Raw genomic sequence first — 22,572 nt, 5'->3', positions numbered from 1 at the left:
ATGAAAAAAATAATTGTCCTAATCTTGTTACTATTTTTTAGTATGTTTTTTTCTCAGGTGGCTATTGGTAAGACATCTGTTAGTAACTCATCTGTTTCTTTAGAATTTGGCAATGAAAATAGAGGGGTGATTCTTCCGTGGGTCACTTCTGCAGCATCAGTACTCAATGCTGTAGATGGTACTTTAATTTACGATATATCGGATAAAAAAGTAAAGTATCTTAGTTCTGGAACGTGGGTAGATCTAAGTGTAGATACAACAGGAGTTGTTGATACAAGCTTGCAAGATTCAAAAACGGAGATAGCTACTGCAAAAGTAGCTATAGGAAACAATGCATCAACAGATACTACGTCTGGGATTCTTGTTCTTTCGGATACTAATAAAGCGATGATCTTGCCTAAAATAGCAAGTCCTCATTTAAATATTATCAATCCTTCTGCGGGAATGATTGCTTATGATACAGTAGCACATCAACTTGCAGTATTTAATGGAACGGTTTGGTCTTTTTGGAAACCGTAGATAGAGGAACTAATAATAAACATTCTTTCCTTTTTTTTGACAAAGTTTTAAACAAGGAGATTAACAGAAAAAACATTGGGAATTTAGGAATCTTTCCCAGTGGGTTTCGGGCTGTTAATTTCTTGGAACCCGAAAGAATGATAGCACTAATGGTGGTTTGTTTTTATAGATCTATTACATGTATGTTATTTTATATGAATGAATTAAAAATAAAGTTTCCTGTAGTATAATGCATTCAATAGAATAGCAGATAACTTGAAAAGATATCGATAGAAATATAGAAATAGATGTTTAAATAACCATAAAACTAAAAATAATTAAGCACAACGGGGAGCAAATAGTATTAATCGTTATTATGATGGGTTTACTAACATCATAAGCAGGAAGAATAATTAAAGAATACGGTATGAATTTTTGCAATTTGTTTTTTATAAGCGATAAAACTTCTATAGTACTAATCTAAAATTCATTTTTATGGAAAGATTAAAATACAACTTTTTAAACCTTTATGTACATAGCTTATCCCTTATTATTTACTTGGGGATGATGGCTTTGATAGGAAAGGTTCATGCCCAAACTTTTCTTACAGAAAGTTTTAATTATCCTCCTGGGACCTTGTTGACCAATACGCATTGGTCACAACAAACTGTAGGATCTCCTGCTATTATGGTTGGTAACGGTAATCTTATTTATCCAAATACCATAGGAGATAATATAGGAAATAAGGTTAGCTTAGCTAGTGGTGGAGAGGATCTTTACCATGCTTTCACTGCTGCAACTTTAAATGCATCGACTCCGGGAGTTTATTCTTCTATGATAGTTAATGTTTCTGATGCACAGGCAGGAGGAGATTTCTTTTTTGCCTTAGGATCTTTTGCTCCTACTGCAAGTCTGTATATTAGATCCAATGGAACCGGATTTAGTTTTGGAATAGGAAAGAGTGGAACAACGGCTGAGTATGAAAACCTAGTAAGACCTTTTACTACAGATAATGGAACTACATATAGTTGGTCATCTGTAGGCACACAAGCTTGTCCCGAATGATTAATAATTAATATTTTATATCTCGGCAGTATAGGTTTCTATCTGCCGAGATTAATCAACTATTAAATCCTATCAAAATGAAAAAAATAATTGTCCTAATCTTGTTACTATTTTTTAGTATGTTTTTTTCTCAGGTGGCTATTGGTAAGACATCTGTTAGTAACTCATCTGTTTCTTTAGAATTTGGCAATGAAAATAGAGGGGTGATTCTTCCGTGGGTCACCTCTGCAGCATCAGTACTCAATGCTGTAGATGGTACTTTAATTTACGATATATCGGATAAAAAAGTAAAGTATCTTAGTTCTGGAACGTGGGTAGATCTAAGTGTAGATACAACAGGAGTTGTTGATACAAGCTTGCAAGATTCAAAACGGAGATAGCTACTGCAAAAGTAGCTATAGGAAACAATGCATCAACAGAAAAATTATAAAATAAAATATAAGAACTATGAAAAAAATTATTTTAATACTCAGTATTGCTTTTTCGGGATGTATGTATGCACAGGATGGCGAATTTCCGGCAGAGCCTGGCGATCCTGCTCCTATAGATATGTATATTTCTGCATTATATGCCATAGGAGTAGGTTTGGCGGTTTATTGTCTGATAAAAAACCTAAAAAAAATACGTCTGCATAAAGTTTAATATGCTGGTTACTATTAAGAAGGGTTGTCCCTGAAAAGGATATTACTTTTTGGGGACATTTATCCGATTTTAATACTAAAGCTTCTATACTTGTCACATTAAAAACTATAATCATGAAAAAATTTATTACTACATTTATTTTAGGAATATATTCTCCTTTCTTTTCTCAAGTTGGAATTAATACAACAACTCCTGAGTCTACTTTAGATATTCGAGGAAAAAATCATTTAGGTCCAGTTACTGCAAATGATGGTATTTTAATACCAAGGGTTACTGATCTAATAACGAATGGAACTGTAAACGGGCAATTAGTTTATTTGGTTGCTGACAATGGAGCTGTTACAAAAGGCTTCTACTTTTGGAATGGAACCGCTTGGACTAGCTTTGGAGATACTGTTGGAGATACGACAAATGATGCATGGATAAATGACCCAGTAAATGCTATGATAAAGCTGGGTACACTTTCAAACGGAACGACAGTAAGAAGTATAGGAACGGAATTTGTGGCAAAAGATAATGGTGCCGTAGGAATAGGAAATAATTCACCAGATGCTTCTGCTATTTTTGATATTAAATCTGCAGACAAAGGTATTTTGATTCCACGAGTAGCTCTTATAAGTGCAACTGATCAAACAACGATACTTTCTCCTGCAATTGGTTTACTTGTTTATAATACAGGAGCCGGGACTTTAGCTTATAAAGGATTTGTCTTTTGGAATGGTACAGAATGGCGCTCTCTCAATAATGAAACAACTATAAATCCCACTATTTCAGGATTAAATTGTAATGGCGCTTCAGCATTCCCTCCAGTATTCATTTCTGGTGCTCCTTACAATGGGACGCTTACAATTCCGTATTCTAATGGGAACGGAGGAAGCTATCAAACTAATCCATCTTTTACTCAAAATGGTTTGACATTTTCCTTAAATCCTGGAACTTTTAATATCGGAAATGGTGTTATTACTTATTCTGTGGCAGGAATTCCAAATTTTAGTTCCCCAAACATTGCGACAATTCCATTGAGTTTTTTAGGATATAATTGCAGTGCTATTATTGGTGCGAATTATTCCTCATTTGCGGTGGGAGAAGTAAAAACATCGAGAATTATAGTTCCAGCAACCCCCTTTATAGCAAACGGAGGTAGTCGAAATATGATGAATGGAAAAGCAATTACTGATATAACAACGACTGATAGACAAGCGGCGTATGAATTGGCAACAGCAGCAGATCAATCCAAATTCATTATTATTAATGGCTTAAGAATGGATTTCATAGAAAGTTATAACAATAGTAGTGTAAGTCCAAAGTTTTTCAATAATTCATCATCTGATATCACTTATAATATATCATCTCTTTCTACAAATGATGCTTATGTTAACGGTGCAGGGACTAGCATTAAGGCTGGGTATTATTCTTATAATATTGATGGTGATGATAACTTTTCATGTACTGAAGAAGCGGCAGAATATGTAAATGTTATGGTAACATTTGATAATGGAGAATGGTACAACTGTACTTGGCATGCTACAAGAGACATAAATAATTACTATTTCTACATGACAGCGCAAAGGCTAAACTAAGCTTCTAATATAGATAGGGGCAATTAAAATAAAATTTAGCTAATTGTGATTGGGTTTATTAAAAAAACAATACTTCTATCAATCCTGCAAGATCCTTGTCTCAAGCTTTCTTTGTAGAAGGTAATGCGATATCTCAACTATGGTTGTTTTGGGTCGCTCCTATCTTAGGAGGGATATCAGGAGCGTTGATATATAAATTTTTACTACAAAAAAATCAGGAAACAAGAATTGTATAAAATGAATTTGAAACTTATATAAACTAATGATTTTTTGGAATTGAAAAGTTAATGTGCTAATGGAACTATTATTTAAGATCATATTTTAAAAAAGTATAGCCACATTAAAATATCATTATGTTAAAAACTTTTTTATAGATACCCAATTAGCTTTTCATAGAATTAGATTCTAAAAAAACATAAAACATGTTCATGTAAAACTTGATTGAATTCTCTTTTCAATTTCATAAATCATAGTAGGTGCTACCGGTGATTTTTAACTCCAAAAACTATTTTAAAAATTAATTATGAAAAAACTTATTACTATATTTATTTTAGGGATATATTCTCTATTTTTCTCTCAGGTGGGTATCAATACTATTACTCCCACCGCAACATTGGATGTTAATGGTAATGTAAAAGTTCGTACTGTTCCTACTGCAACATCTTTAGCCTCTCTTAAGCTTATTGGTGTAGACACAGGAACCAGCGAAATACAAAAAATAGATCTCACAACCTTAACGAATTCCTTTGTGAACACCTCTATATATGCAGCGAAAAAAACAACGGGAATATCCCTATTGACTTTAGGAATCTTTCCCAGTGGCTTCCGAGCTGTTAATTTCTTAGAAGCCGAAAGAATGACAGGTACTACTACGGGTTTATTTTCAGATGTAGATAATACATATGTTATTCCCAGTCCAGGAACTTATGCAGTGGGATTTACCTTTAGATATGGCACGGGTGTGCAGGCTTCTATTTTGTCTAATTCTCCTGGAGTAGGGATAACCAGAAACAGGGGGGGGGTTGCTACACTTATTGATAGCCGTAATTTTAGTGGAGCTAATCTTTTACTTGTAAGCTTGACTATTTCAGAAAGTAGCCTTAATTCGATTTATACTTTCCAAGAAGGTGATAGGATTTCATTTGGTTTAACTGGATCTTCCGCTTTAGATATAGGACTTCTTGGGGATAGTGTTGCATCTTTCTACATATACAAGATATCCAATTAAGCTAAGGGAATTTTATAAAAATAGTATTAACCTATACATTGTTTTGGTAAAAATATTTTTTAATTATAAAAAGCAAAAATGCAATGAAACAAATTATTACCCTTTTAATGTGTGGTTTTTTGGGAGGAAATCTATTTTCTCAATGGACCGTGATTAATTCTCAAGGACCTTTTAATAAGCCTTCAGATAAAAAGGCTTATTACAAACTAGATTTTGACTTGATGTGTTCTCTGCTTAAGAATGCACAGGAGACAGGTAAAAATGCTAAAGCGATTGAAATCTCTTTGCCTACTGTTGAAGGAAAAATAGAGAGATTTGCTGTTTACAGTTTTCCTGTGGTGGTAAAGGAGTTGGCAGTTCAGTATCAATTAGGTTCATATGTTGGAGTAGGAATAGACGATCCATCTAAGTATGTGCGGTTTTCTGTAGCTCCTCATGACTTTCAATCCATGATGTTTAGAAATGGAGAATCAGAATTTATAGAAACTCAGGCTCAGGATAAAACTATATATGTAGTTCACACTGGTTCTAAAGGGAATACGGATTTTACTTGTGGAGTAGATGAAAACTCTATTTCAGTAAAACAGTTGGAGCAGCTTCGAGAGCAAGGAAAAACATTTAGCCATCAGCCTACTGATTTTTCCAAAAGTACCGATCAGAAATTTCGAACCATGAGGCTAGCCCTATCTACTACAGGTGATTATGTGGCTTTTCATGGAGGAACAGTATCGGGAGCTATTGCGGGGATTAATGCTACGATGACCAGAGTAAATGGCATATTGGAAAAAGATCTTGCCTTGCATTTGGATGTGCAAAACTTTCCGACACTTATTTATACTGATTCAGCTACAGATCCTTATTCTACTGATGGTGCAGATAATAATGTTTGGAATTTAGAGTTGCAGAATGTATTAACCACAACTATAGGAAATGCCAATTATGACATAGGTCATTTGTTAGTCGGGCATCAGTCTCCCACTTCAGGTATAGCAGGTAATGCAGGCTGTATTGGATGTATATGTCTAGATCCTGTCACGACTACTACCATAGGAAAAGGTTCAGCCTTTTCTTCATCGAATGTTCCGCAAGGTGATTATTTTGATGTAACTATTGTTGCTCATGAATTTGGTCATCAACTGGGTTCAACCCATACTTTTTCTGATCATTTGGAAGGAGCAGGAACAAATGTTGAACCCGGATTTGGTTTTACTATTATGAGCTATGGAGGAAGTAATATTGGACCATACTATCATTATGCAAGTATGAGACAAATGATGACTAATTTAATTAATACAACCTGTGATGTGGAAATTCCCATATCAAATAATCCTCCGGTAATTGCTCCTATCCCTATTTCTTATATGATACCAAAAGGAACTGCATTTGTACTTTCTGCTTCAGTTACTGATCCTGAAGGAGATCCTATGTCTTATACTTGGGATGAAATGGATAATGCCGAGTCGCCTGTTACCGATGTTACGGGTAATAATACTACAGGTGGGCTATTTAGATCCTTACTTCCAGGGAATTCTCCTACCAGATATTTTCCCAAGTTGTCCTCAGTATTAGATGGTAACTTGACGATCCCTTCAGATTGGGAAACAGTTTCCAATGTTTCAAGATTAATGAATTTTTCTTTAACGGTAAGAGATAATCACCCTATTGCTAACCAACAGCAAACTCAAACAACAACGCAATTTGTTCTTGTAAGAGATGATGGGCCATTTAAAATAAATACTATACAAGTAGATCCTAGTGCTCCTTCGTTAATAGAATGGGATGTAGTGAATACCAATGGAGCACCCTATAATGTAGCGAATGTAAAAATAGATTATACTACAGATAATGGCACTAATTGGACAATACTTGCAGCTTCTACTCCCAATGATGGTACAGAAAGTTTGTCTTTTCCTGTTTCTTTAAATAATCAGGTGATTAAACTTAGAGTTTCGGCAATAGATAATGTGTTTTATGCTGTACAGAAAATAATAATAACGAATGGAGTTTGCAGTACAGTAGTTCCTGCGAATGTCGCAGTGGGGACTATTACATTATCTTCAGCAATGATAGGTTGGGATTCTATACCTAATGCTACTTATCAGATTAGATATAAGAAATCTGTAGACATTTTTTGGTCTCAAACTACTTCAGTTACAAATACAGTAATATTAAATGATCTAGAAGGAAATACACAGTATGATGTACAGGTAGCAACCGTATGTTCATCAACACCAGGTGCTTTCTCAAATACTGTTAAATTTACCACATCTGATTATTGTTTTGCATCCTCTCTTGGGAATCCTAATGACTATATAAGTAATGTTACCCTGGCGAATATCGATAACTCTTCAGGCGCGAGTTCTTATACCAATTATACAACTGATCCTTCAAAGCAGATAAATCTTACAAAAGGCTCAACCTACCCTTTGTCAGTCACTAAAAGTTGGTTGAATACGCCGCCACGTGCTAATATGGTCTCTGCTTGGATAGATTTTAATAATAATGGGCTATTTGAAGATATAGAAGCCGTGATGCTGGCTTCAAATGAGCTTAATCCAAATCCTGTTACAGCGAACTTTATAGTACCCTCTAATGCTATCCTTAATAAGCCATTAAGAATGAGAGTTGTTTTGATGTATCCGAGCTTAGGAGGGCCTGTAGATATTCCTTATCCTTGTGGACCTATAGATGTGGGAGAAGTGGAAAATTACACTGTTGTTATTGGTGATGTATTATCAACAAATAATGTAGAAGAATTCTCAGATGGAATTCAGTTATATCCTAATCCCGTTTCGGATGTTTTAGGGTTTACTCACGTTTCTGATAGGGTTGTTTATAAAGTTTATAGTACTGCTGGTCAGTTAGTGATGAAGGGGAGGATTATGGGAAGTCAGATTAATGTTTCCGAATTAGCCACGGGAGAATATATGATTACAATCGAAGAAAAAGGTAAAAATATAATTAAATCGAAGTTTATTAAAAAATAATTGGTGAAAAATGTCTGTGCTAATAGAAATAAACTTTCTTCTAGATCTATATCAACTTTTTAATAAATAACAAAATAATTACAAATATGAAAAAATTAAATTCCTTTATGATGGTATGGATGTCTTTCATAGGATATCTCACCGATGCTCAAACATGTTCCAATACAGCCATTATTCCTCCCAATGGAATGACAACTATTAATGGGATACAGGTTATTTCTTCATCTTCGGGACTTCAAGGAGAAAATCTAAATTATTCTGGAGGGTGTGCTGCGGCTCAACTCGATCCAGGTGGGCTAGTTGGAAGTAATACATCTCCATGGTCGCTTACATTGACCTTTGAGCAGCCCGTTAATGATATTTTGTTCAAATATGCAGGAGCGGGTGCTGGAGGGATTTTAGCTACAGAAACTGTAATGTTCAATTCCAATGGAGGGGCAATATCTGCCACGTCTGATAATTCTTGTTTTTCTAATGTTAATGGAAATACAATTATTTCTTCTTCTGGAGGAACAAATACATTAGGAGGAGGAACTTTTAAAATTAGCGCTCCTAGTGCTTACACAACTTTAGTAATCAATGGGTTTGGAGATACAGAATCAGGAACGTTTGGATTGGGTATTTGTTCCTCAAGTATTGTTTTAGGAACATATGATACTATTCATAGATTAGAAAGTAATACGGTTGGTATTTATCCCAATCCTGTAAAGAATAAGATGGTAATTTCATCTAAAGAGATTTTAAAATCCTATAAAGTTTTTGATAAAACAGGAACACTTACTTTATTTTCTTCTCTTAACGGAAATGAAACGGAAATACATCTTTCTTCACTTAAAACTGGGAATTATATTATATCAATAGAAACAGAAAAGCAAACCGTAAATAAGAAATTTATTAAACAGTAAAATAGGTTTAAAAAAATAAGGATTTTTCAAAATGACCCTTATTTTTGATTTTCTGTAAGTCAAATCTTTACAAGGTGTTTTTTATTGAGCCTGTTTAAACTTTTTTAGAAAAAGAGTTTCCAGAAAATTAGCAATTTAGAGTTGCTAAAAAAAAGAACTAAAATCTGGAACTCATAAGCAAAGATAAACTGGAAAAATGGATTTTACCTCATTTAAGCAAAGGTAAACGAGGATTTTCTACAAGATTTGATTTAGGAAAAATCTTCAGACTCATTATCAAACGATTGAAAACAGGCTGCCAATGGCGAGAATTAAGTTTGAAAGAATACTTTTCAAAAGAAACAATAAGCTGGCAATTAATTTATTATTATTTTAATAAATGGAGCAAGAATGGGTCTTTCAGACGAATTTGGGTTTCTCTTCTGTATAACAATAAAAGAAAGTTAGATCTTTCCAGCGTTCAATTGGATGGAAGCCATACCCGTAGCAGAACAGGAGGAGAATCAGTAGGATATGAGGGAAGAAAATCATCCAAGACCAGTAATTGTATTTTCCTTTGTGATAATCAAGGGCAAATGTTATCACTAGGAAACCCAATAAGCGGAGAACATCATGATTTGTATAATATTAAGGATACATTAGAAGAGATTATCAGTCTTTTGAACGAGGCAGATATAGAATGTAAAGGATTATTCCTCAATGCAGACTCTGGTTTTGACAGTAAAAAATTCAGAGATATTCTAGAAAAAAAAGGAATTATCGGAAATATTAAAGAGAATCCTCGTAATGGAGATACAAAGCATGAAAAATATTTTGATACCGATCTGTATAAGAGAAGATTTAAAATAGAAAAAGCTAATGCATGGCTGGATAGCTTCAAAGCTTTATTACTAAGGTTTGAAACTTTAAATATAACTTGGAGAAATCTACATTATTTGGCTTTCTCTATTTGGTTTCTAAAGAAAATAAAAGTTTAAACAGGTTTGATATGAAAATTCAAGAAGAAAAAATAATTTTTGAAAAAGAACTGTCTTTTAAATTATCGTTTCCATCTTTGCGAAATTGCTTTTATTGGCATTATCATCCTGAAATTGAATTGGTATATGTAGAGGCAGCTAATGGCATTAGACATGTAGGGAAACACATCTCAGATTTTACCGGGAGTGATCTTCTCCTTATTGGATCTAATGTTCCTCATTTAAATTTTGATTATGGTATTAAAATCAATTACTATCAGGCTGTCATCCAAATGAGAACTCAATTTTTCGATAGTGTTATTAAGAATGTTCCAGAGCTTAATCAAGTAAAGGGATTATTGGATCGATCTTATTTAGGCTTTTCTTTTGGAGAAGAAACCAAAAGAGAGGTAGCGAGACGATTGAAAAATTTAAGTAATGAAAAAAAAGTAGATTCTTTATTGGATCTAATAAAAATATTGCAAATTCTTGCAGAGTCAGATGAAATTGAAGAACTTAATACTGAAGATACTAGAGTAAAATTATTTTTTCACGATAAAATCAGGATGGGGATTATCTATGACTATGTCCATGAAAATTATCAAAATAAGCCTAATGTAAAAGATATTGCTTATTCCGTACATCTTACTACGGGTGCATTTTGTAGGTACTTTAAAAAACAAACAAATCTTACATTTACCGATTTTGTAAACCAATACAGGATTAGCAAAGCTAAAACTTTTTTACTTCAAAATATCTCTGTAGCTGAAGTTTGTTATCAAATTGGATTTGAAAGTATTCCTTATTTCTGTACTTTATTTAAAAAAATAGTAGGAGAAACACCTACAGGTTTTAAAAAGAAATTTTACATTAAGGAATAAGTGAATATAAAATAAAATTTATTTTTAATAATAGCGACATTCGTCAACTTTAGAATTAAGGTAATCAATCTTAATATCTATAATATTTCTTCACTAAAAAGAATTTAGTATTACACTACAGATGAGGTCTTGAGCTAAAACCTAATGTATTTCCCCAGACAGAATCAGTAATGCCTCAATCAATAAAATATTTCTCAATAACTAAAATTTCTAAGCTATAATAAAAATGCTAGTGGTAATAGCATCTCAACAAATCATTCATTAGCAAAAATACATGTAATATGAAAATTTACATTGTATAAAATATCCATGAATAGAATTTATTATTCTCCTTTATAAATCATTGAAATATAGTGTTTTTTAACAGTGTTTAGGATTTTCAATGAATAAATAGATTTAATTTTTTGTTATGATTAACATCAATAGTGAATAAACAGTAACGAGAGGTGATTTCTATTAAAAAAAACATGCTTATTTATATACAATTTTGACATGTCTAAAACATTAGTGCACAATATTGTTTTATGAAATTTTATTATTAATCTAAAAATTTAAAAAAATGCAAATGAACAATTTGAAATTAGAAGAACTAAGTTCTCAGGAAATGAAAAATGTAGAAGGAGGGTTTTTTCCACTTATATTAGGTGGTGCTGCTATTGGTTGGCTAGGTGTTGACCTTGCAGCGGCTGGGCTGGGAGCATTCGCATCAGCAGTTACTGGTTGGGGTGTGACACAAGCTATTAATTATTATTGGGGATATTAAATTCTAGTAAAATTTAAAAATTTAAAAAAATGCAAATGAAAAATTTAAAAAAAGTAGAAGAACTAAGTGTTCAAGATATTAAAAGTATAGAAGGAGGATATTGGGTAACTGATATATTCTCTGCTGTTGGAAAAGGTATTCTTTCAGGCTTTGGAAGAGCTACTTATAATTATACTTATGATAATTATGGGTATTATTTCCCTTGGTAATATTTGAAGTTTAATAAGATATAGATGCTGTCTCAAAATGTTTCTCGTGTCTGACAATTTCGTTGTTTAAAGATTTTGAGAGTACTATTTTAGATTTTGAGATAGCCTTAATAAAAAATAAAAATATGCAAATAGAAAATTTAAAAGTAGAAGAGCTAAGTATTCAAGAGATTAAGAATGTGGCAGGAGGATTTTGGCCAGTTATTTTTGGTGCTATTGGTCTCGGGATAATATCAGGAGCTGTAGGGGCTATAGTCAATTGGGGAAGTACGCAAATTTATAATAATTATGCTCCTAGCAATTATTATTATTACTAATAATTAATAAAAATTCTATCTAAATAAAATTTGATAGCTATTTTAAACAAGTAACTAATTAAAAAATAAAAAATACAAATGAAAAATTTAAAAGTAAAAGAACTTAGTGTTCAAGAAATGAAAAATGTAGAAGGAGGGTTTTGGCCAATTATTCTTGGTGGAATTTTTTCAATGGCAGTAGGTGCTGGCGTAGGCTATGCCCTTGATGCAATTTTTCCACAGGAACAAAACTACTATTATTATTAATATCATAGTTTAATAAAGAGAGACTATCTAAAAGAAATTGCAGATAGTCTCTTCTATTAAATTTAATTATATACTCTATTATATATACTCAAATATTGATAGAAACCTTATGAAAATAATATATAAAATACTCCTTGTTTTTATACTTATGGTTTTTGTAGTAGTTCCTTTAGTTAAACTTCCTATTTCATCATCATCTCGTGGAATAGTACGTCCTCTAAAAGAAAATACTAAGTTGCAAGCCATTGTGAATGGTAGGGTGATAAAAACCTCTTTGTTAAAAAATAATCAATTGATTAAGCAGGGTGATACTTTAATAGTTGTAACTGCAGAACAGCTCGATACCCAAAAACAATTGCAAAACAATAATAAGGAGGATTATACAGCCCAATTAAAGGATCTTGATAAACTTCTTCATGGAAAATCAGGAAATCTTGAAACAGGGCAATACCAGCGGGAATTATCCGCAATGAATGAAAAAATAGGTCAAGTACAAGCTCAACTTTCTTTAGCTAAAAATGACCTGGATAGGGCTACGATTTTATATAAAAAAGGAGTCATTTCTCGTGCAGATTATGATAAAGACTACTATGCATATCGTAATTTAGCAAGCCAGATATCGGAGATTAGAGAGCAGCAGTTCGCTCAATGGCAAACCCAAAAACGAGAAGCGGAAAGACAGCTACGTTCATTGGGTTCAGAGATTCAAAAAATTGGTCAAGAGGAAAATAATTATATCATCATTGCCCCTATTTCCGGCCGTCTTTTTAACTTCTCAGGAATACAAAAAGGAAACTTCTTAATCCAAGGGCAAACCATTGCGGAAATTTCTCCTGAACAATCCTTGATAGCAGAGTGCCTTGTTTCTCCAAAAGATGTTGGATTTGTCCATATAGGCCAACAGGTAAAATTTCAGATTGATGCCTATAATTATAATCAATGGGGGCTGATAGAGGGGGAGGTGATCGATATTGATCAAAATATTAATGTAAATCAACAAACAGGTGAATCCTCTCTCCGGGTTCTTTGTAAAATGAATAGCAATTATCTTCAACTAAAAAATGGATATAAAGGGAATATCGGAAAAGGAATGACTTTCACAGCTCGTTTCCATTTGACTGATCGAACATTATGGCAGCTGCTATTTGATAAGGTTGATGATTGGTTTAATCCCAGAATAAAATAATTATGAACAAAGATATACAAATCAAGCAGCACGATATCAAAGATTGTGGTGCCGCTTGTTTAGCATCTGTTGCTGCCTATTATGGGCGGATAATGCCGATTGCAAAAATCCGACAGATATGTCATACCGATACACGAGGAACTAATGTATTGGGAATGGTTCAAGGATTGGAAGAAATTGGTTTTAACGCTAAAGGAGTAAAAGGAGGAGTAGATGCTTTATCCCAAATCCCCTTGCCTGCTATTGCGCATGTGATTGTAAATAATCATCTCCACCATTATGTTGTTATCTATTCCGTAAGTAAGGATAAAGTAAGTGTGATGGATCCAGGTTATGGAAAAATGCAGGAATACACTATTAAAGAATTTTCTGAGATTTGGACTGGAGTACTCATCTTATTAGAACCTAATGAGTATTTTGAACAAAAGGATGAAAAAACGAATCTTTATAGAAGATTTTGGAATCTGTTACAACCTCACAAAGGGATATTATTACAAGCATTAATAGGAGCGACTGTTTATACTATTCTAGGATTATCCACTTCAATTTATATTGAGAAAATTACGGATTATGTTTTAATAGATGGCAACAAAAAGTTATTGAATCTACTTTCTGTCGGAATGATTATCATTTTATTGTTCCAAATAATCATAGGAGCTATCAAAAGTATATTAGTGGTTCAGGTAGGTCAAAAGATGGATAGGCATCTGATTTTAGGCTATTACAAGCATCTGTTGAAATTACCCCAACGTTTTTTTGATACAATGAAGGTAGGGGAAATTATTTCCAGGGTCAATGATGCAGTTAAAATCAGAAGCTTTATTAATGATGCGGCTATCGACATATTTGTAAACGTTTTCATTGTTATTTTTTCGTTTATTTTAATGTTTTCCTATTACTGGAAATTGGCATTGATTACTACTTTAATTATTCCGTTTTATTTTTTAGTGTATTGGGTTACCAATAAACTCAATAAGAAAGTGGAGCGTAGGCTTATGGAGGAAAGTGCTGACTTGGAGTCTCATTTGGTAGAATCGACTACTTCAGTAAAAACCATCAAACAATTTGGAATAGAAACCTTTGCTAATAATAAGACAGACAATGCATTTACAAAACTTTTAAAAACAATTTATACTTCTGCATTAAATGCTCTATTCTCCGGCAATTCATCAGAGTTTTTGTCACGAATATTTACCATTATATTACTTTGGGTAGGTTCTAGCTATGTAATTGATCATACCATTACTCCGGGTGAACTCTTATCTTTTTATTCTATCATTGGGTATTTTACAGGACCAATTGGGCAACTAATAGGAATAAACAAAACAGTTCAAAATGCTTTAATTGCTGCTGATCGTCTTTTTGAAATTATGGATTTAGAGAGAGAAGAAGAAACCGATAAAATAGAGCTTACCAGAGAGCATATTAATGATATTCATTTTAAGGACGTGAGTTTCAGTTATGGAAGTAGGACAGATGTTTTTATTAATTTTAATTGTGTAATAGAAGCAGGTAAGACTACTGCTATTGTAGGGGAGAGTGGTAGTGGTAAAACGACATTAGCTTCTTTACTACAGAACTTATATACCTTAAAAGGGGGTAAAATCTTTATTGGTGATTATGATATTCATTACATTTCCAATTATTCTCTTAGAAGTTTAGTCTCTGTAGTTCCCCAGCAGATAGATCTTTTTTCAGGTAATGTCATAGAAAATATCGCATTGGGGGAAGACTTTCCTGATATGCAACGTATTTTAAATATTGCAAAAAACTTAGGAATATTAGGTTTTGTGGAGAAGCTACCTAGTGGTTTTAATACGTATTTGGGCGAAAATGGAGCTCTTCTATCAGGAGGTCAAAAGCAAAGGATTGCTATAGCAAGAGCTTTATATAAGAATCCTGAGATATTGATTTTAGATGAAGCCACTTCTTCTTTGGATACGGAATCGGAACAAATCATTCAAAATACCCTCCAAGATTTCAGAGCTCAGGGGAAAACCATGATTATTATTGCGCATCGATTGAGCACAGTGGCTCAATCAGATATAATCTTGGTAATGAAGGAAGGGCAAATTATAGAAAGTGGTACGCATCACGAACTGATTTCAAAAGATAGTATTTATAAGAGTATGTGGGATAAGCAAACTTTAAGTTTGGAATAGGCTAGTCGGATGTATAGATATTGTAGAAAAGATAGAAATATTCTTCTCATTTGAAAAAAACATAAGATGAAAAAAAAATTGATTATTATTTTTACGGTGTCATTTATAAGTTTAAATGCACAGAAAAAATGGTCTTTGAAAGCATGCATAGACTATGCTGTTGAGCATAATCTACAAGTGATTCAAAATGAATATTCCAAGCAGGTTCAAGATGCTAATCTTAAAATGGCTAAGAGAGATTATCTTCCTTCGGCTTCTCTGAATGTAGGAAATACAGTAAGTTTTGGCCAGACAGCATTGGGTACAGGAAGTATTAGAAATGATAGATTTAGTAATAATGCCAATCTGGGAGTAGAGATGATGGTTTATAATGATGGAAAAATAAAGAAGACAATTAGAAAGACGGAATTTGATGTGGAGGCTAGCAGGTATGATATTGAAGCTACTAAGAATGATATTTCTCTTCAAATTGCTCAGCAATATCTTACTACATTGCTTAATAAAGAAATAGTTAAAATTTCACAAGCGGCAGTAAAAAATGCCCAAAAACAATACGATAGAGCTGATATTACAACGAGTGTAGGGACTACGGCTCAAACTGTTTTAGCAGAAGCAAAGTCAGCCTTAGCAAAAGAAAAACAAAATCTTAAAACATCGGAAATTAACGTGGAGAGAGCGCTATTTGCGTTGGCCCAACTTTTACAGCTTGCTGACTATAAGGATTTTGATGTGGAAAATATGGATGTTCCGGATCAGTTGGACCCACCATTGAAATCGGTTGATGAGATACTCACAACAGCTTATGAAACCCAACCTCAAATTAAAGCAGCTGAAAGTAGAATTAGGGCGGCGGAGGAACAAACTAAAGTGAATAAAACGGCTTTTTGGCCTACAATAAAGGCCAATGCAGGACTAACAAGTTTTTACAATAATTTATTAAATACAAATATCGCCGGATTTGATAATTGGGGAAATCCTGTAACGGAACTAAATTTTTTCCAACAGTATAAAGATAACTTCGGACAAAATGTGAGTTTGTCAGTTAATATTCCGATTTTTAATAAAGGTATTACTAAACTTCAAGTGGAGCAATCGAAGATTAATGAAAGTATTACAAAGAATTCTTTAGAGCAAAAAAAACAAGAGGTAAGGCAAAGTATTCAGAAAGCGCAATTTGATGTAGATGCTAATTATGAAACATTTTTGGCCGCTATAGAAACTGAAAAAAGTACTAAACTTGCTTTAAATTTTGCAGATGAAAGTTATGCAGCTGGAAAATCAACCATCTATGATGTCAATGTAGCAAGAAATAACTATGCTAATGCCCAAGGATCTGTAGTTCAGGCAAAATATAACTACCTTTTCAGCCTTAAGGTCTTGAATTTCTATTCTGGGACTCCATTAAATTTATAAAAAATAAATGTAGTTACTATAATTAATTCCTTTGGAAATACTATATCCTTCTATACATCTTTCATTGTAAGTGAAAAAAATTAAGGCTTAAGATATATATAACTTTTAGCCTTAATCTTTCAACTTAACATTTATGAGATCATATTACTTTTTATATCAAAACTTTGAATAAGAATTATTACAATAATTAGGAGGATATTCAATCATAGGTACTGTTATCGTAAAGATGGTTGGGTATATATTTAAATGAGATTTTACATCATTACCAAAGTACTTCATAACTAAAGTATCAAAAAACTGATCCTAAATGTTTCCCTGTATCTGATCCTTCCATTAAAAAAGTAAGTTCCTCACAATTAATAATTTTCCCATTACTTATTTTAAATTCTGCTAATACCTTGTGAGTATGAATAGAACCATCTTTCAATGTTGAACATACCTTATGCTTAGTAAACACTGTCTCATTCCCACTCACACAATTTAGAATGTCAATTTGTGCACTTTGGCTCAGCCCTTTTAACTTTTGAATATGTTTTTTGAATTGGTCCAGGTCTAGGGTTATGTGATCTACTGTTTGCTTGTATTCATTTGCAAAATATTGATGAATTAATTTTTCATCATAATGAGGATTTTCTATAATGTCTTTCAACATTCCAATGACTATTTTTTCCATATTTTAAATATTTATATATTCAAAATTAGAATATAATGAAAGTTGAAGCGATAACAATTGTTAATTAATCATCTGCGGTTTCGAATTCTACTTAAAGAGACTGAAGTTATACCTAAATAAGAAGCTATGTAATGTTGAGGTACGCGTTGAATAATTTCTGGGTTTGTTTTCAGTAACTGAAGGTATCTCTTTTCAGGATTTTCTTTGATTCTGGCTATCAGTAATTTTTGATAAGATAATAATCGTTGAATCAAATACTCATTAAAGACTCCCAAAAGATACTTATCATTTTGCATCAAACGTAGTAATGTTTGCTTATCAATGAAAAGTAATTGAACATCCTCAATTGTTTCTACACTATAATGGCTACACTTATCGTACCAAAAACTATCTATGCTACAGAAAAACTGTGTTTCAAAAAGAAATTGAAATGTTATTTCTTTACCTTCATGAAGCGTCCAGGCTCTAAGTAAACCATTTTTTAAAAAGTAAAATTTTTTAGAGTGTTTACCTTCTTCAATGATAGTTGTTTTAGCTTTTACTGATTCTAAACAAAAATAATCCTGAAGGAGAGTAAATAAAGTCTCATTAATTGCTGTCATACATGAAGGTAAAGTGAATTAATAATTTAAATTAAAAAAAATAATTGATATATGTACAAATAGAGCATAATTTTAAGTGAAAAATAGTGCTAAAATAATGAATTCATCTTGACTTTATTTTAAAATATAGTAAATTTATAGAATTAATCATTCGTTATGAAATTAGTTGATTTATCAAAGGAATTACATGTATCAGTAGAAACTATGAAGCAATTTATACAAGATTTTGACCTTGATTTGGTTGATTGTATGAGTACTAATTTTGAAGTAAAAAAAGATTTTGAAAAATTTGCACGCGAAAATGTCGATTTTTTAAAGCTATATGAGAAGGATCTTGATAAAAACAAAACCCTGGAACAGATTGCAGAAACTATTAATCAACCTAAAGAAAAAGTAGAAAAGGCTATTAAAGATATAAATCCTAATATTTTTGATAATGGTTTTTTTCGTTCTTCGATTTCGAGTTATGGAATTGATAATAAATTAGGCGGTAATTATCAATTCGTATATGATTATTTTGGGCACAAAACGAGTCTTCAATATAGGGACTTTATCGGATATAGAGATCTTTTTTTTTACATTTCCGGAGTATTGGAACCTTTTTTAAATCCACAACAAATTAAAGATTGGGGAATCAATAAACCGGCCGGGATAATTCTATATGGTCCACCAGGAAGTGGTAAGATTTTTTGGGCTAATAAAATTGCTGAAATAATTGGTTATCAATTTAAAGAGGTTAAAAAACATTATCTTGGAACCTCCTTTGTAGACGGAAATAAAACCAATTTCAATGATTTTCTAGTTACTATGATGAACGAAGATAAGGTTCTTCTTTTTTTGGATGATTTTGATGAAATTATGATGGAGAGAACAGCAGAAACCAATGTGGCTTCTTGTAATCTAGAAACACAGGAAATTATTCTTCATTATATAGGAAAGTTTGAAAAGGAAGATCTTTTGATGATAGGATCTGCCAATTCTGTGGCTGAAGTAGACGAGGAAATTCTTGCTCCCGGAAGATTTGATGTAATAATTCCTATTTTTCCACCCAATGTTGCTGAAAGAGCCGAAATTATTTTATATGGAATGAGTAGAGGCCTTGAAAATGATTCATTATTATATAAAATACTTAAAAATAATAAAGCTGATCAAGTACCTTTTTGGCATGAAGTCTCTTCTCAGATGAAAGCTTTTAGTAATACAATGATCATTGACTTTACCCAGAGCCTAAAAAAGCGTATTAAAAATGTATACCAAAGAACAAGAAATGAAGATATTAAGATTGATCAAAATCTTTTGCATGGAGCCTTAAGGGATGCTGCGGGAAAGCTCACCGAAGAATATCTGGAACAAGTATCGCGGTTTTTGGAAGATGTGGTTATTAATAACTTTGATCAGTTTCAATATAGAGTGAAAGCTCTTAAAAATGAATTGGATGCATATAAAATAGTAGAAGAACCTCGAAGAGCGATTGGTTTTCATCATAATGAAGATGAAGAGAAAGGAAATAATGAGTAGTGGATAACTTACCATTTGGAAATTAAAATTTACCATCATTTTTACGTACTAAACTATTACCAATGAATAGTATTTGGGAGCTTGAAACATTTTATAGAAATCGAAATGTTATTATTATAGGAAGTGGATTTACAGGACTTTGGACGGCAATTTCCATCAAAGAAAAATATCCTGAAAAATCAGTTTTAATTATTGAAAGAAATTCCATTCCGTTAGGAGCTTCAACCCGAAATGCAGGTTTTGCATGCTTTGGAAGTTTGACCGAAGTAATAGCCGATTCTCAGAAAATGGGATGGGATAAAACATTAGAATTAGTGGAAATGAGATTTCGGGGGCTTCAAAAAATTCAAAATTATTTTCATCGAAGTGATATTGATTTTGAATTGAGTGGGGGGTTTGAAATTCTTGATAGCGACCATTCTTTGGGAATGATGGATGAGGTCAATGAAAAATTGAAATCTATTACAGGTATCCCCGAAACTTATTTCTTAAATCAAAATAAAATTAAAGAGTTTGGATTAAATAAATGTGACTTTTTAATTGAAAATCCCTGTGAGGGAAGTCTTCATTCTGGAAAGTTATTGCAGAAATTACTGGAAAAATCTCAAGAATTAAAAATAGAATTCCTTTTTGGAATGGAAGTGAAATCTGTAGTTGAACATGATAATGATATTGAAGTTCATCTCCCAAAAGGAGTTTCTATCAAGGGAGAAAAATTAATTTATTGTACCAATGCTTTTAGTACTGAATTTTTGAAAGAAGAAGAGATTATTCCAGCAAGAGGACAAATTATACTTACGGAACCTATTGAGGGACTTAGGTTAAAAGGTACCTTTCATTATGAAGAAGGATTTTATTATTTTCGAAATGTAGGAAATCGCGTATTATTGGGAGGAGGAAGAAATAAGGATTTTAAAACAGAAGAAACAACCCTATTGGCGACCACAGGATTTTTACAAAATCATTTGGAAAAATTTTTAAAAGAGATAATATTACCTGACCAAGATTTTATAATTGCTCTTCGTTGGTCAGGGATTATGGCAATGGGGGCAGAAAAAACTCCAATCGTAAAAAAAATTTCAACCAGACAGTTTTGTGCTGTCCGATTATCGGGGATGGGTGTCGCTCTAGCTCCCGAAATAGGGGAGGTTATGTCAAGTATGGTGTATGGCCAGGATTAAATTAATACTCTGAAACCCTCAAAGCTTACTTAAGCAAGGGGCTTTTGGTTATTATCCATCCACCATTTCATAATGTTATTGGTAATTGCAGGAGCATCAAATTCATCAGAATAAAGCCCATAGTTTACAATTAATTCGTTTTCAATGATTTTCTTTATCTTTTCTGAATAAGCCCCAGATTCCAAAAGTTTTAGAATTTTTTCTGTCAAAATTTCAAATTGACTTTTAGAAAAGTCCGGAACTAACTCCATCAGAATGATCAGCCTTTTTAAGTCATTGAAATTACTATTGTATTCATTCATTAATATGTCCATTTGTATTTTTGGTTTTAGTTTTGATTAATATAAATATAGCTAAACATTCAAATTAATTTATGCTTATTTTTGCAAAAAATAGAAATTAGTGATTAGTAACGATCAAATCAAAGAAATTCAATTAAGAATTCAAGACTTATATAAATATCTTCAAATTGAAAAAAAGAAGATAGAAATTGCCAATGATGATGAGAAAACGGCAGCTCCTGAATTTTGGGATAATCCTAAAGAAGCAGAAACCTTTCTCAAACAACTTCGTTCCAAGAAAAAATGGGTAGAAGATTATGAAGAAATTAATGGCCAGTTTGAAGATTTGCAGGTGTTAGTAGAATTCGCAAAAGAAGATCCGGATTCAGAAAAAGAGTTGGATGAGACATTCCCTCAATTGATTGAAAAGATAGAGGATTTAGAATTTAAAAATATGCTTTCAAATGAAGGTGATGAGCTTTCTGCAGTGCTTCAGATTACAGCTGGAGCCGGAGGAACAGAAAGTTGTGATTGGGCATCTATGCTAATGAGAATGTATACAATGTGGGCAGAAAAACAAGGGTACAAAATCCGCGAACTCAATTTCCAAGAAGGTGACGTGGCAGGAGTGAAAACCGTTACATTAGAAATTGACGGTGAATATGCTTTTGGCTATTTGAAAGGAGAAAATGGAGTTCATAGATTGGTAAGGATCTCTCCTTTTGATAGTAATGCGAAACGTCATACAAGTTTTGTTTCCGTGTATGTGTATCCGTTGGTGGATGATACAATTGAAATTAATATAAACCCTGCCGATATTAGTTTTGAAACAATGAGATCATCCGGAGCAGGGGGACAGAATGTAAATAAAGTGGAAACAGCAGTTCGTCTTCGTCACGCTCCTACCGGAATTATTATTGAAAACTCAGAATCACGTTCGCAACTTCAAAATAAGGAAAAAGCAATGCAGTTGCTTCGTTCAAGATTATATGAAATGGAACTTGAGGAACGCATGCGGGCTCGTAATGAAATTGAAGCGAATAAAATGAAAATTGAGTGGGGAAGCCAGATTAGAAATTATGTGATGCATCCGTATAAACTCGTAAAAGATGTACGCTCTGCCTATGAAACTTCCGATGTGGATTCTGTGATGAATGGAAATATTACTCCATTTCTAAAGGCATTCCTAATGGCCGATGGAACAGCCGCTTCCGATGATGATATGGAACTGTAAAATATTTGTTAAAAACTTATAATTAATTTCATTTTCAGACATATT

At 32.7% G+C, this 22,572-nt stretch carries 23 protein-coding genes and 1 pseudogene; 21 read left to right on the top strand and 3 right to left on the bottom strand.

All coding sequences use genetic code 11. The features are described 5' to 3' along the window. The 18 genes and pseudogenes from CHRY9293_RS00750 to CHRY9293_RS00665 all read left to right on the top strand — a co-directional run bounded on the left by CHRY9293_RS00750 (position 1) and on the right by CHRY9293_RS00665 (position 17,038). Complete coding sequence (locus CHRY9293_RS00750; protein WP_122636883.1) at positions 1–519, top strand: hypothetical protein; 519 nt, start codon at positions 1–3, stop codon at positions 517–519. A 474-nt stretch (positions 520–993) separates the two neighbouring features. Continuing rightward, a complete protein-coding gene (locus CHRY9293_RS00745) occupies positions 994–1,563 on the top strand; it encodes a hypothetical protein (protein ID WP_162031154.1) in 570 nt (189 codons plus the stop codon). A 77-nt stretch (positions 1,564–1,640) separates the two neighbouring features. Beyond that, positions 1,641–1,943 (top strand): hypothetical protein, encoded by a 303-nt coding sequence (locus tag CHRY9293_RS00740; protein WP_162031153.1) that lies wholly within the window; start codon positions 1,641–1,643, stop codon positions 1,941–1,943. A gap of 67 nt (positions 1,944–2,010) precedes the next feature. Beyond that, positions 2,011–2,205 carry a hypothetical protein gene (locus tag CHRY9293_RS00735; protein WP_162031152.1) on the top strand — a complete coding sequence of 65 codons (195 nt, stop codon included), beginning with the start codon at positions 2,011–2,013 and terminating at the stop codon, positions 2,203–2,205. 113 nt (positions 2,206–2,318) lie between these two features. Next, a complete protein-coding gene (locus tag CHRY9293_RS00730; protein WP_162031151.1) occupies positions 2,319–3,785 on the top strand; it encodes a hypothetical protein in 1,467 nt (488 codons plus the stop codon). A gap of 68 nt (positions 3,786–3,853) precedes the next feature. Further along, a pseudogene (locus CHRY9293_RS00725) lies at positions 3,854–4,021 on the top strand (aquaporin); the annotation flags it as partial. A gap of 287 nt (positions 4,022–4,308) precedes the next feature. Beyond that, on the top strand, positions 4,309–5,013 hold the full coding sequence (locus CHRY9293_RS00720; RefSeq protein WP_162031150.1) for a hypothetical protein: 705 nt from the start codon (positions 4,309–4,311) through the stop codon (positions 5,011–5,013). A gap of 83 nt (positions 5,014–5,096) precedes the next feature. Then, positions 5,097–8,000: a reprolysin-like metallopeptidase gene (locus CHRY9293_RS00715; RefSeq protein WP_162031149.1), complete on the top strand. Its 2,904-nt coding sequence runs from the start codon at positions 5,097–5,099 to the stop codon at positions 7,998–8,000. 86 nt (positions 8,001–8,086) lie between these two features. Continuing rightward, positions 8,087–8,905 carry a T9SS type A sorting domain-containing protein gene (locus tag CHRY9293_RS00710; RefSeq protein WP_162031148.1) on the top strand — a complete coding sequence of 273 codons (819 nt, stop codon included), beginning with the start codon at positions 8,087–8,089 and terminating at the stop codon, positions 8,903–8,905. A 164-nt stretch (positions 8,906–9,069) separates the two neighbouring features. Then, on the top strand, positions 9,070–9,882 hold the full coding sequence (locus tag CHRY9293_RS00705; protein WP_317173868.1) for a transposase: 813 nt from the start codon (positions 9,070–9,072) through the stop codon (positions 9,880–9,882). Between the two features lie 11 nt (positions 9,883–9,893). Next, positions 9,894–10,742, top strand: a complete 849-nt coding sequence (locus tag CHRY9293_RS00700; RefSeq protein ID WP_162031147.1) for an AraC family transcriptional regulator — start codon at positions 9,894–9,896, stop codon at positions 10,740–10,742. 565 nt (positions 10,743–11,307) lie between these two features. Next, on the top strand, positions 11,308–11,505 hold the full coding sequence (locus CHRY9293_RS00695; protein ID WP_162031146.1) for a class IIb bacteriocin, lactobin A/cerein 7B family: 198 nt from the start codon (positions 11,308–11,310) through the stop codon (positions 11,503–11,505). A gap of 35 nt (positions 11,506–11,540) precedes the next feature. Further along, positions 11,541–11,714, top strand: a complete 174-nt coding sequence (locus CHRY9293_RS00690; RefSeq protein WP_162031145.1) for a hypothetical protein — start codon at positions 11,541–11,543, stop codon at positions 11,712–11,714. 125 nt (positions 11,715–11,839) lie between these two features. After that, positions 11,840–12,031 (top strand): class IIb bacteriocin, lactobin A/cerein 7B family, encoded by a 192-nt coding sequence (locus tag CHRY9293_RS00685; protein ID WP_162031144.1) that lies wholly within the window; start codon positions 11,840–11,842, stop codon positions 12,029–12,031. A 78-nt stretch (positions 12,032–12,109) separates the two neighbouring features. Further along, positions 12,110–12,277, top strand: a complete 168-nt coding sequence (locus tag CHRY9293_RS00680; RefSeq protein WP_162031143.1) for a class IIb bacteriocin, lactobin A/cerein 7B family — start codon at positions 12,110–12,112, stop codon at positions 12,275–12,277. Positions 12,278–12,386: 109 nt separating this feature from the next. Then, a complete protein-coding gene (locus tag CHRY9293_RS00675) occupies positions 12,387–13,463 on the top strand; it encodes an HlyD family secretion protein (protein ID WP_162031142.1) in 1,077 nt (358 codons plus the stop codon). A 2-nt stretch (positions 13,464–13,465) separates the two neighbouring features. Further along, positions 13,466–15,625, top strand: coding sequence for a peptidase domain-containing ABC transporter (locus CHRY9293_RS00670; RefSeq protein ID WP_162031141.1), 2,160 nt, complete (start codon positions 13,466–13,468; stop codon positions 15,623–15,625). A 66-nt stretch (positions 15,626–15,691) separates the two neighbouring features. Further along, a complete protein-coding gene (locus tag CHRY9293_RS00665) occupies positions 15,692–17,038 on the top strand; it encodes a TolC family protein (RefSeq protein WP_162031140.1) in 1,347 nt (448 codons plus the stop codon). A gap of 289 nt (positions 17,039–17,327) precedes the next feature. Here the strand turns inward: CHRY9293_RS00665 and CHRY9293_RS00660 are convergent, their stop codons facing one another. Then, positions 17,328–17,711: a hypothetical protein gene (locus tag CHRY9293_RS00660; RefSeq protein WP_162031139.1), complete on the bottom strand. Its 384-nt coding sequence runs from the start codon at positions 17,709–17,711 to the stop codon at positions 17,328–17,330. A 68-nt stretch (positions 17,712–17,779) separates the two neighbouring features. Beyond that, positions 17,780–18,313 (bottom strand): Crp/Fnr family transcriptional regulator, encoded by a 534-nt coding sequence (locus tag CHRY9293_RS00655; RefSeq protein WP_162031138.1) that lies wholly within the window; start codon positions 18,311–18,313, stop codon positions 17,780–17,782. A gap of 156 nt (positions 18,314–18,469) precedes the next feature. Between CHRY9293_RS00655 and CHRY9293_RS00650 the strand changes: the two genes are divergently transcribed. Together CHRY9293_RS00650 and CHRY9293_RS00645 are read left to right on the top strand one after the other, a co-directional pair. Beyond that, positions 18,470–19,831 carry an ATP-binding protein gene (locus CHRY9293_RS00650; RefSeq protein WP_162031137.1) on the top strand — a complete coding sequence of 454 codons (1,362 nt, stop codon included), beginning with the start codon at positions 18,470–18,472 and terminating at the stop codon, positions 19,829–19,831. A 62-nt stretch (positions 19,832–19,893) separates the two neighbouring features. Beyond that, positions 19,894–21,012: an NAD(P)/FAD-dependent oxidoreductase gene (locus tag CHRY9293_RS00645; RefSeq protein ID WP_162031136.1), complete on the top strand. Its 1,119-nt coding sequence runs from the start codon at positions 19,894–19,896 to the stop codon at positions 21,010–21,012. A gap of 29 nt (positions 21,013–21,041) precedes the next feature. Here CHRY9293_RS00645 and CHRY9293_RS00640 read toward each other — a convergent pair whose 3' ends face one another. Beyond that, the gene (locus CHRY9293_RS00640) at positions 21,042–21,326 is read right to left on the bottom strand and encodes a hypothetical protein (protein ID WP_122547782.1); all 285 of its coding nucleotides are present in this window, start codon (positions 21,324–21,326) and stop codon (positions 21,042–21,044) included. Positions 21,327–21,414: 88 nt separating this feature from the next. Here CHRY9293_RS00640 and prfB point away from each other — a divergent pair, with 88 nt between their 5' ends. Next, the gene (gene prfB, locus CHRY9293_RS00635) at positions 21,415–22,527 is read left to right on the top strand and encodes a peptide chain release factor 2 (protein WP_162031135.1); all 1,113 of its coding nucleotides are present in this window, start codon (positions 21,415–21,417) and stop codon (positions 22,525–22,527) included. The last annotated feature ends 45 nt before the right edge of the window (positions 22,528–22,572 follow it).

This window comes from Chryseobacterium potabilaquae (assembly GCF_902728265.1).
In the GTDB taxonomy this organism is placed as follows: Bacteria; Bacteroidota; Bacteroidia; order Flavobacteriales; family Weeksellaceae; genus Chryseobacterium; species Chryseobacterium potabilaquae.
This window is presented reverse-complemented; position numbering and strand designations above follow the sequence as displayed.

Coding starts and splice junctions, on each gene's coding strand:
- CHRY9293_RS00645 (WP_162031136.1), top strand. CDS start 19,894: ATGAATAGTATTTGGGAGCTTGAAACATTTTATAGAAATCGAAATGTT.
- CHRY9293_RS00670 (WP_162031141.1), top strand. CDS start 13,466: ATGAACAAAGATATACAAATCAAGCAGCACGATATCAAAGATTGTGGT.
- CHRY9293_RS00685 (WP_162031144.1), top strand. CDS start 11,840: ATGCAAATAGAAAATTTAAAAGTAGAAGAGCTAAGTATTCAAGAGATT.
- CHRY9293_RS00740 (WP_162031153.1), top strand. CDS start 1,641: ATGAAAAAAATAATTGTCCTAATCTTGTTACTATTTTTTAGTATGTTT.
- CHRY9293_RS00695 (WP_162031146.1), top strand. CDS start 11,308: ATGAACAATTTGAAATTAGAAGAACTAAGTTCTCAGGAAATGAAAAAT.
- CHRY9293_RS00640 (WP_122547782.1), bottom strand. CDS start 21,326: ATGGACATATTAATGAATGAATACAATAGTAATTTCAATGACTTAAAA.
- CHRY9293_RS00675 (WP_162031142.1), top strand. CDS start 12,387: ATGAAAATAATATATAAAATACTCCTTGTTTTTATACTTATGGTTTTT.
- CHRY9293_RS00735 (WP_162031152.1), top strand. CDS start 2,011: ATGAAAAAAATTATTTTAATACTCAGTATTGCTTTTTCGGGATGTATG.
- CHRY9293_RS00660 (WP_162031139.1), bottom strand. CDS start 17,711: ATGGAAAAAATAGTCATTGGAATGTTGAAAGACATTATAGAAAATCCT.
- CHRY9293_RS00750 (WP_122636883.1), top strand. CDS start 1: ATGAAAAAAATAATTGTCCTAATCTTGTTACTATTTTTTAGTATGTTT.
- CHRY9293_RS00710 (WP_162031148.1), top strand. CDS start 8,087: ATGAAAAAATTAAATTCCTTTATGATGGTATGGATGTCTTTCATAGGA.
- CHRY9293_RS00655 (WP_162031138.1), bottom strand. CDS start 18,313: ATGACAGCAATTAATGAGACTTTATTTACTCTCCTTCAGGATTATTTT.
- CHRY9293_RS00665 (WP_162031140.1), top strand. CDS start 15,692: ATGAAAAAAAAATTGATTATTATTTTTACGGTGTCATTTATAAGTTTA.
- CHRY9293_RS00745 (WP_162031154.1), top strand. CDS start 994: ATGGAAAGATTAAAATACAACTTTTTAAACCTTTATGTACATAGCTTA.
- CHRY9293_RS00730 (WP_162031151.1), top strand. CDS start 2,319: ATGAAAAAATTTATTACTACATTTATTTTAGGAATATATTCTCCTTTC.
- CHRY9293_RS00720 (WP_162031150.1), top strand. CDS start 4,309: ATGAAAAAACTTATTACTATATTTATTTTAGGGATATATTCTCTATTT.
- CHRY9293_RS00650 (WP_162031137.1), top strand. CDS start 18,470: ATGAAATTAGTTGATTTATCAAAGGAATTACATGTATCAGTAGAAACT.
- CHRY9293_RS00700 (WP_162031147.1), top strand. CDS start 9,894: ATGAAAATTCAAGAAGAAAAAATAATTTTTGAAAAAGAACTGTCTTTT.
- CHRY9293_RS00690 (WP_162031145.1), top strand. CDS start 11,541: ATGAAAAATTTAAAAAAAGTAGAAGAACTAAGTGTTCAAGATATTAAA.
- CHRY9293_RS00680 (WP_162031143.1), top strand. CDS start 12,110: ATGAAAAATTTAAAAGTAAAAGAACTTAGTGTTCAAGAAATGAAAAAT.
- CHRY9293_RS00715 (WP_162031149.1), top strand. CDS start 5,097: ATGAAACAAATTATTACCCTTTTAATGTGTGGTTTTTTGGGAGGAAAT.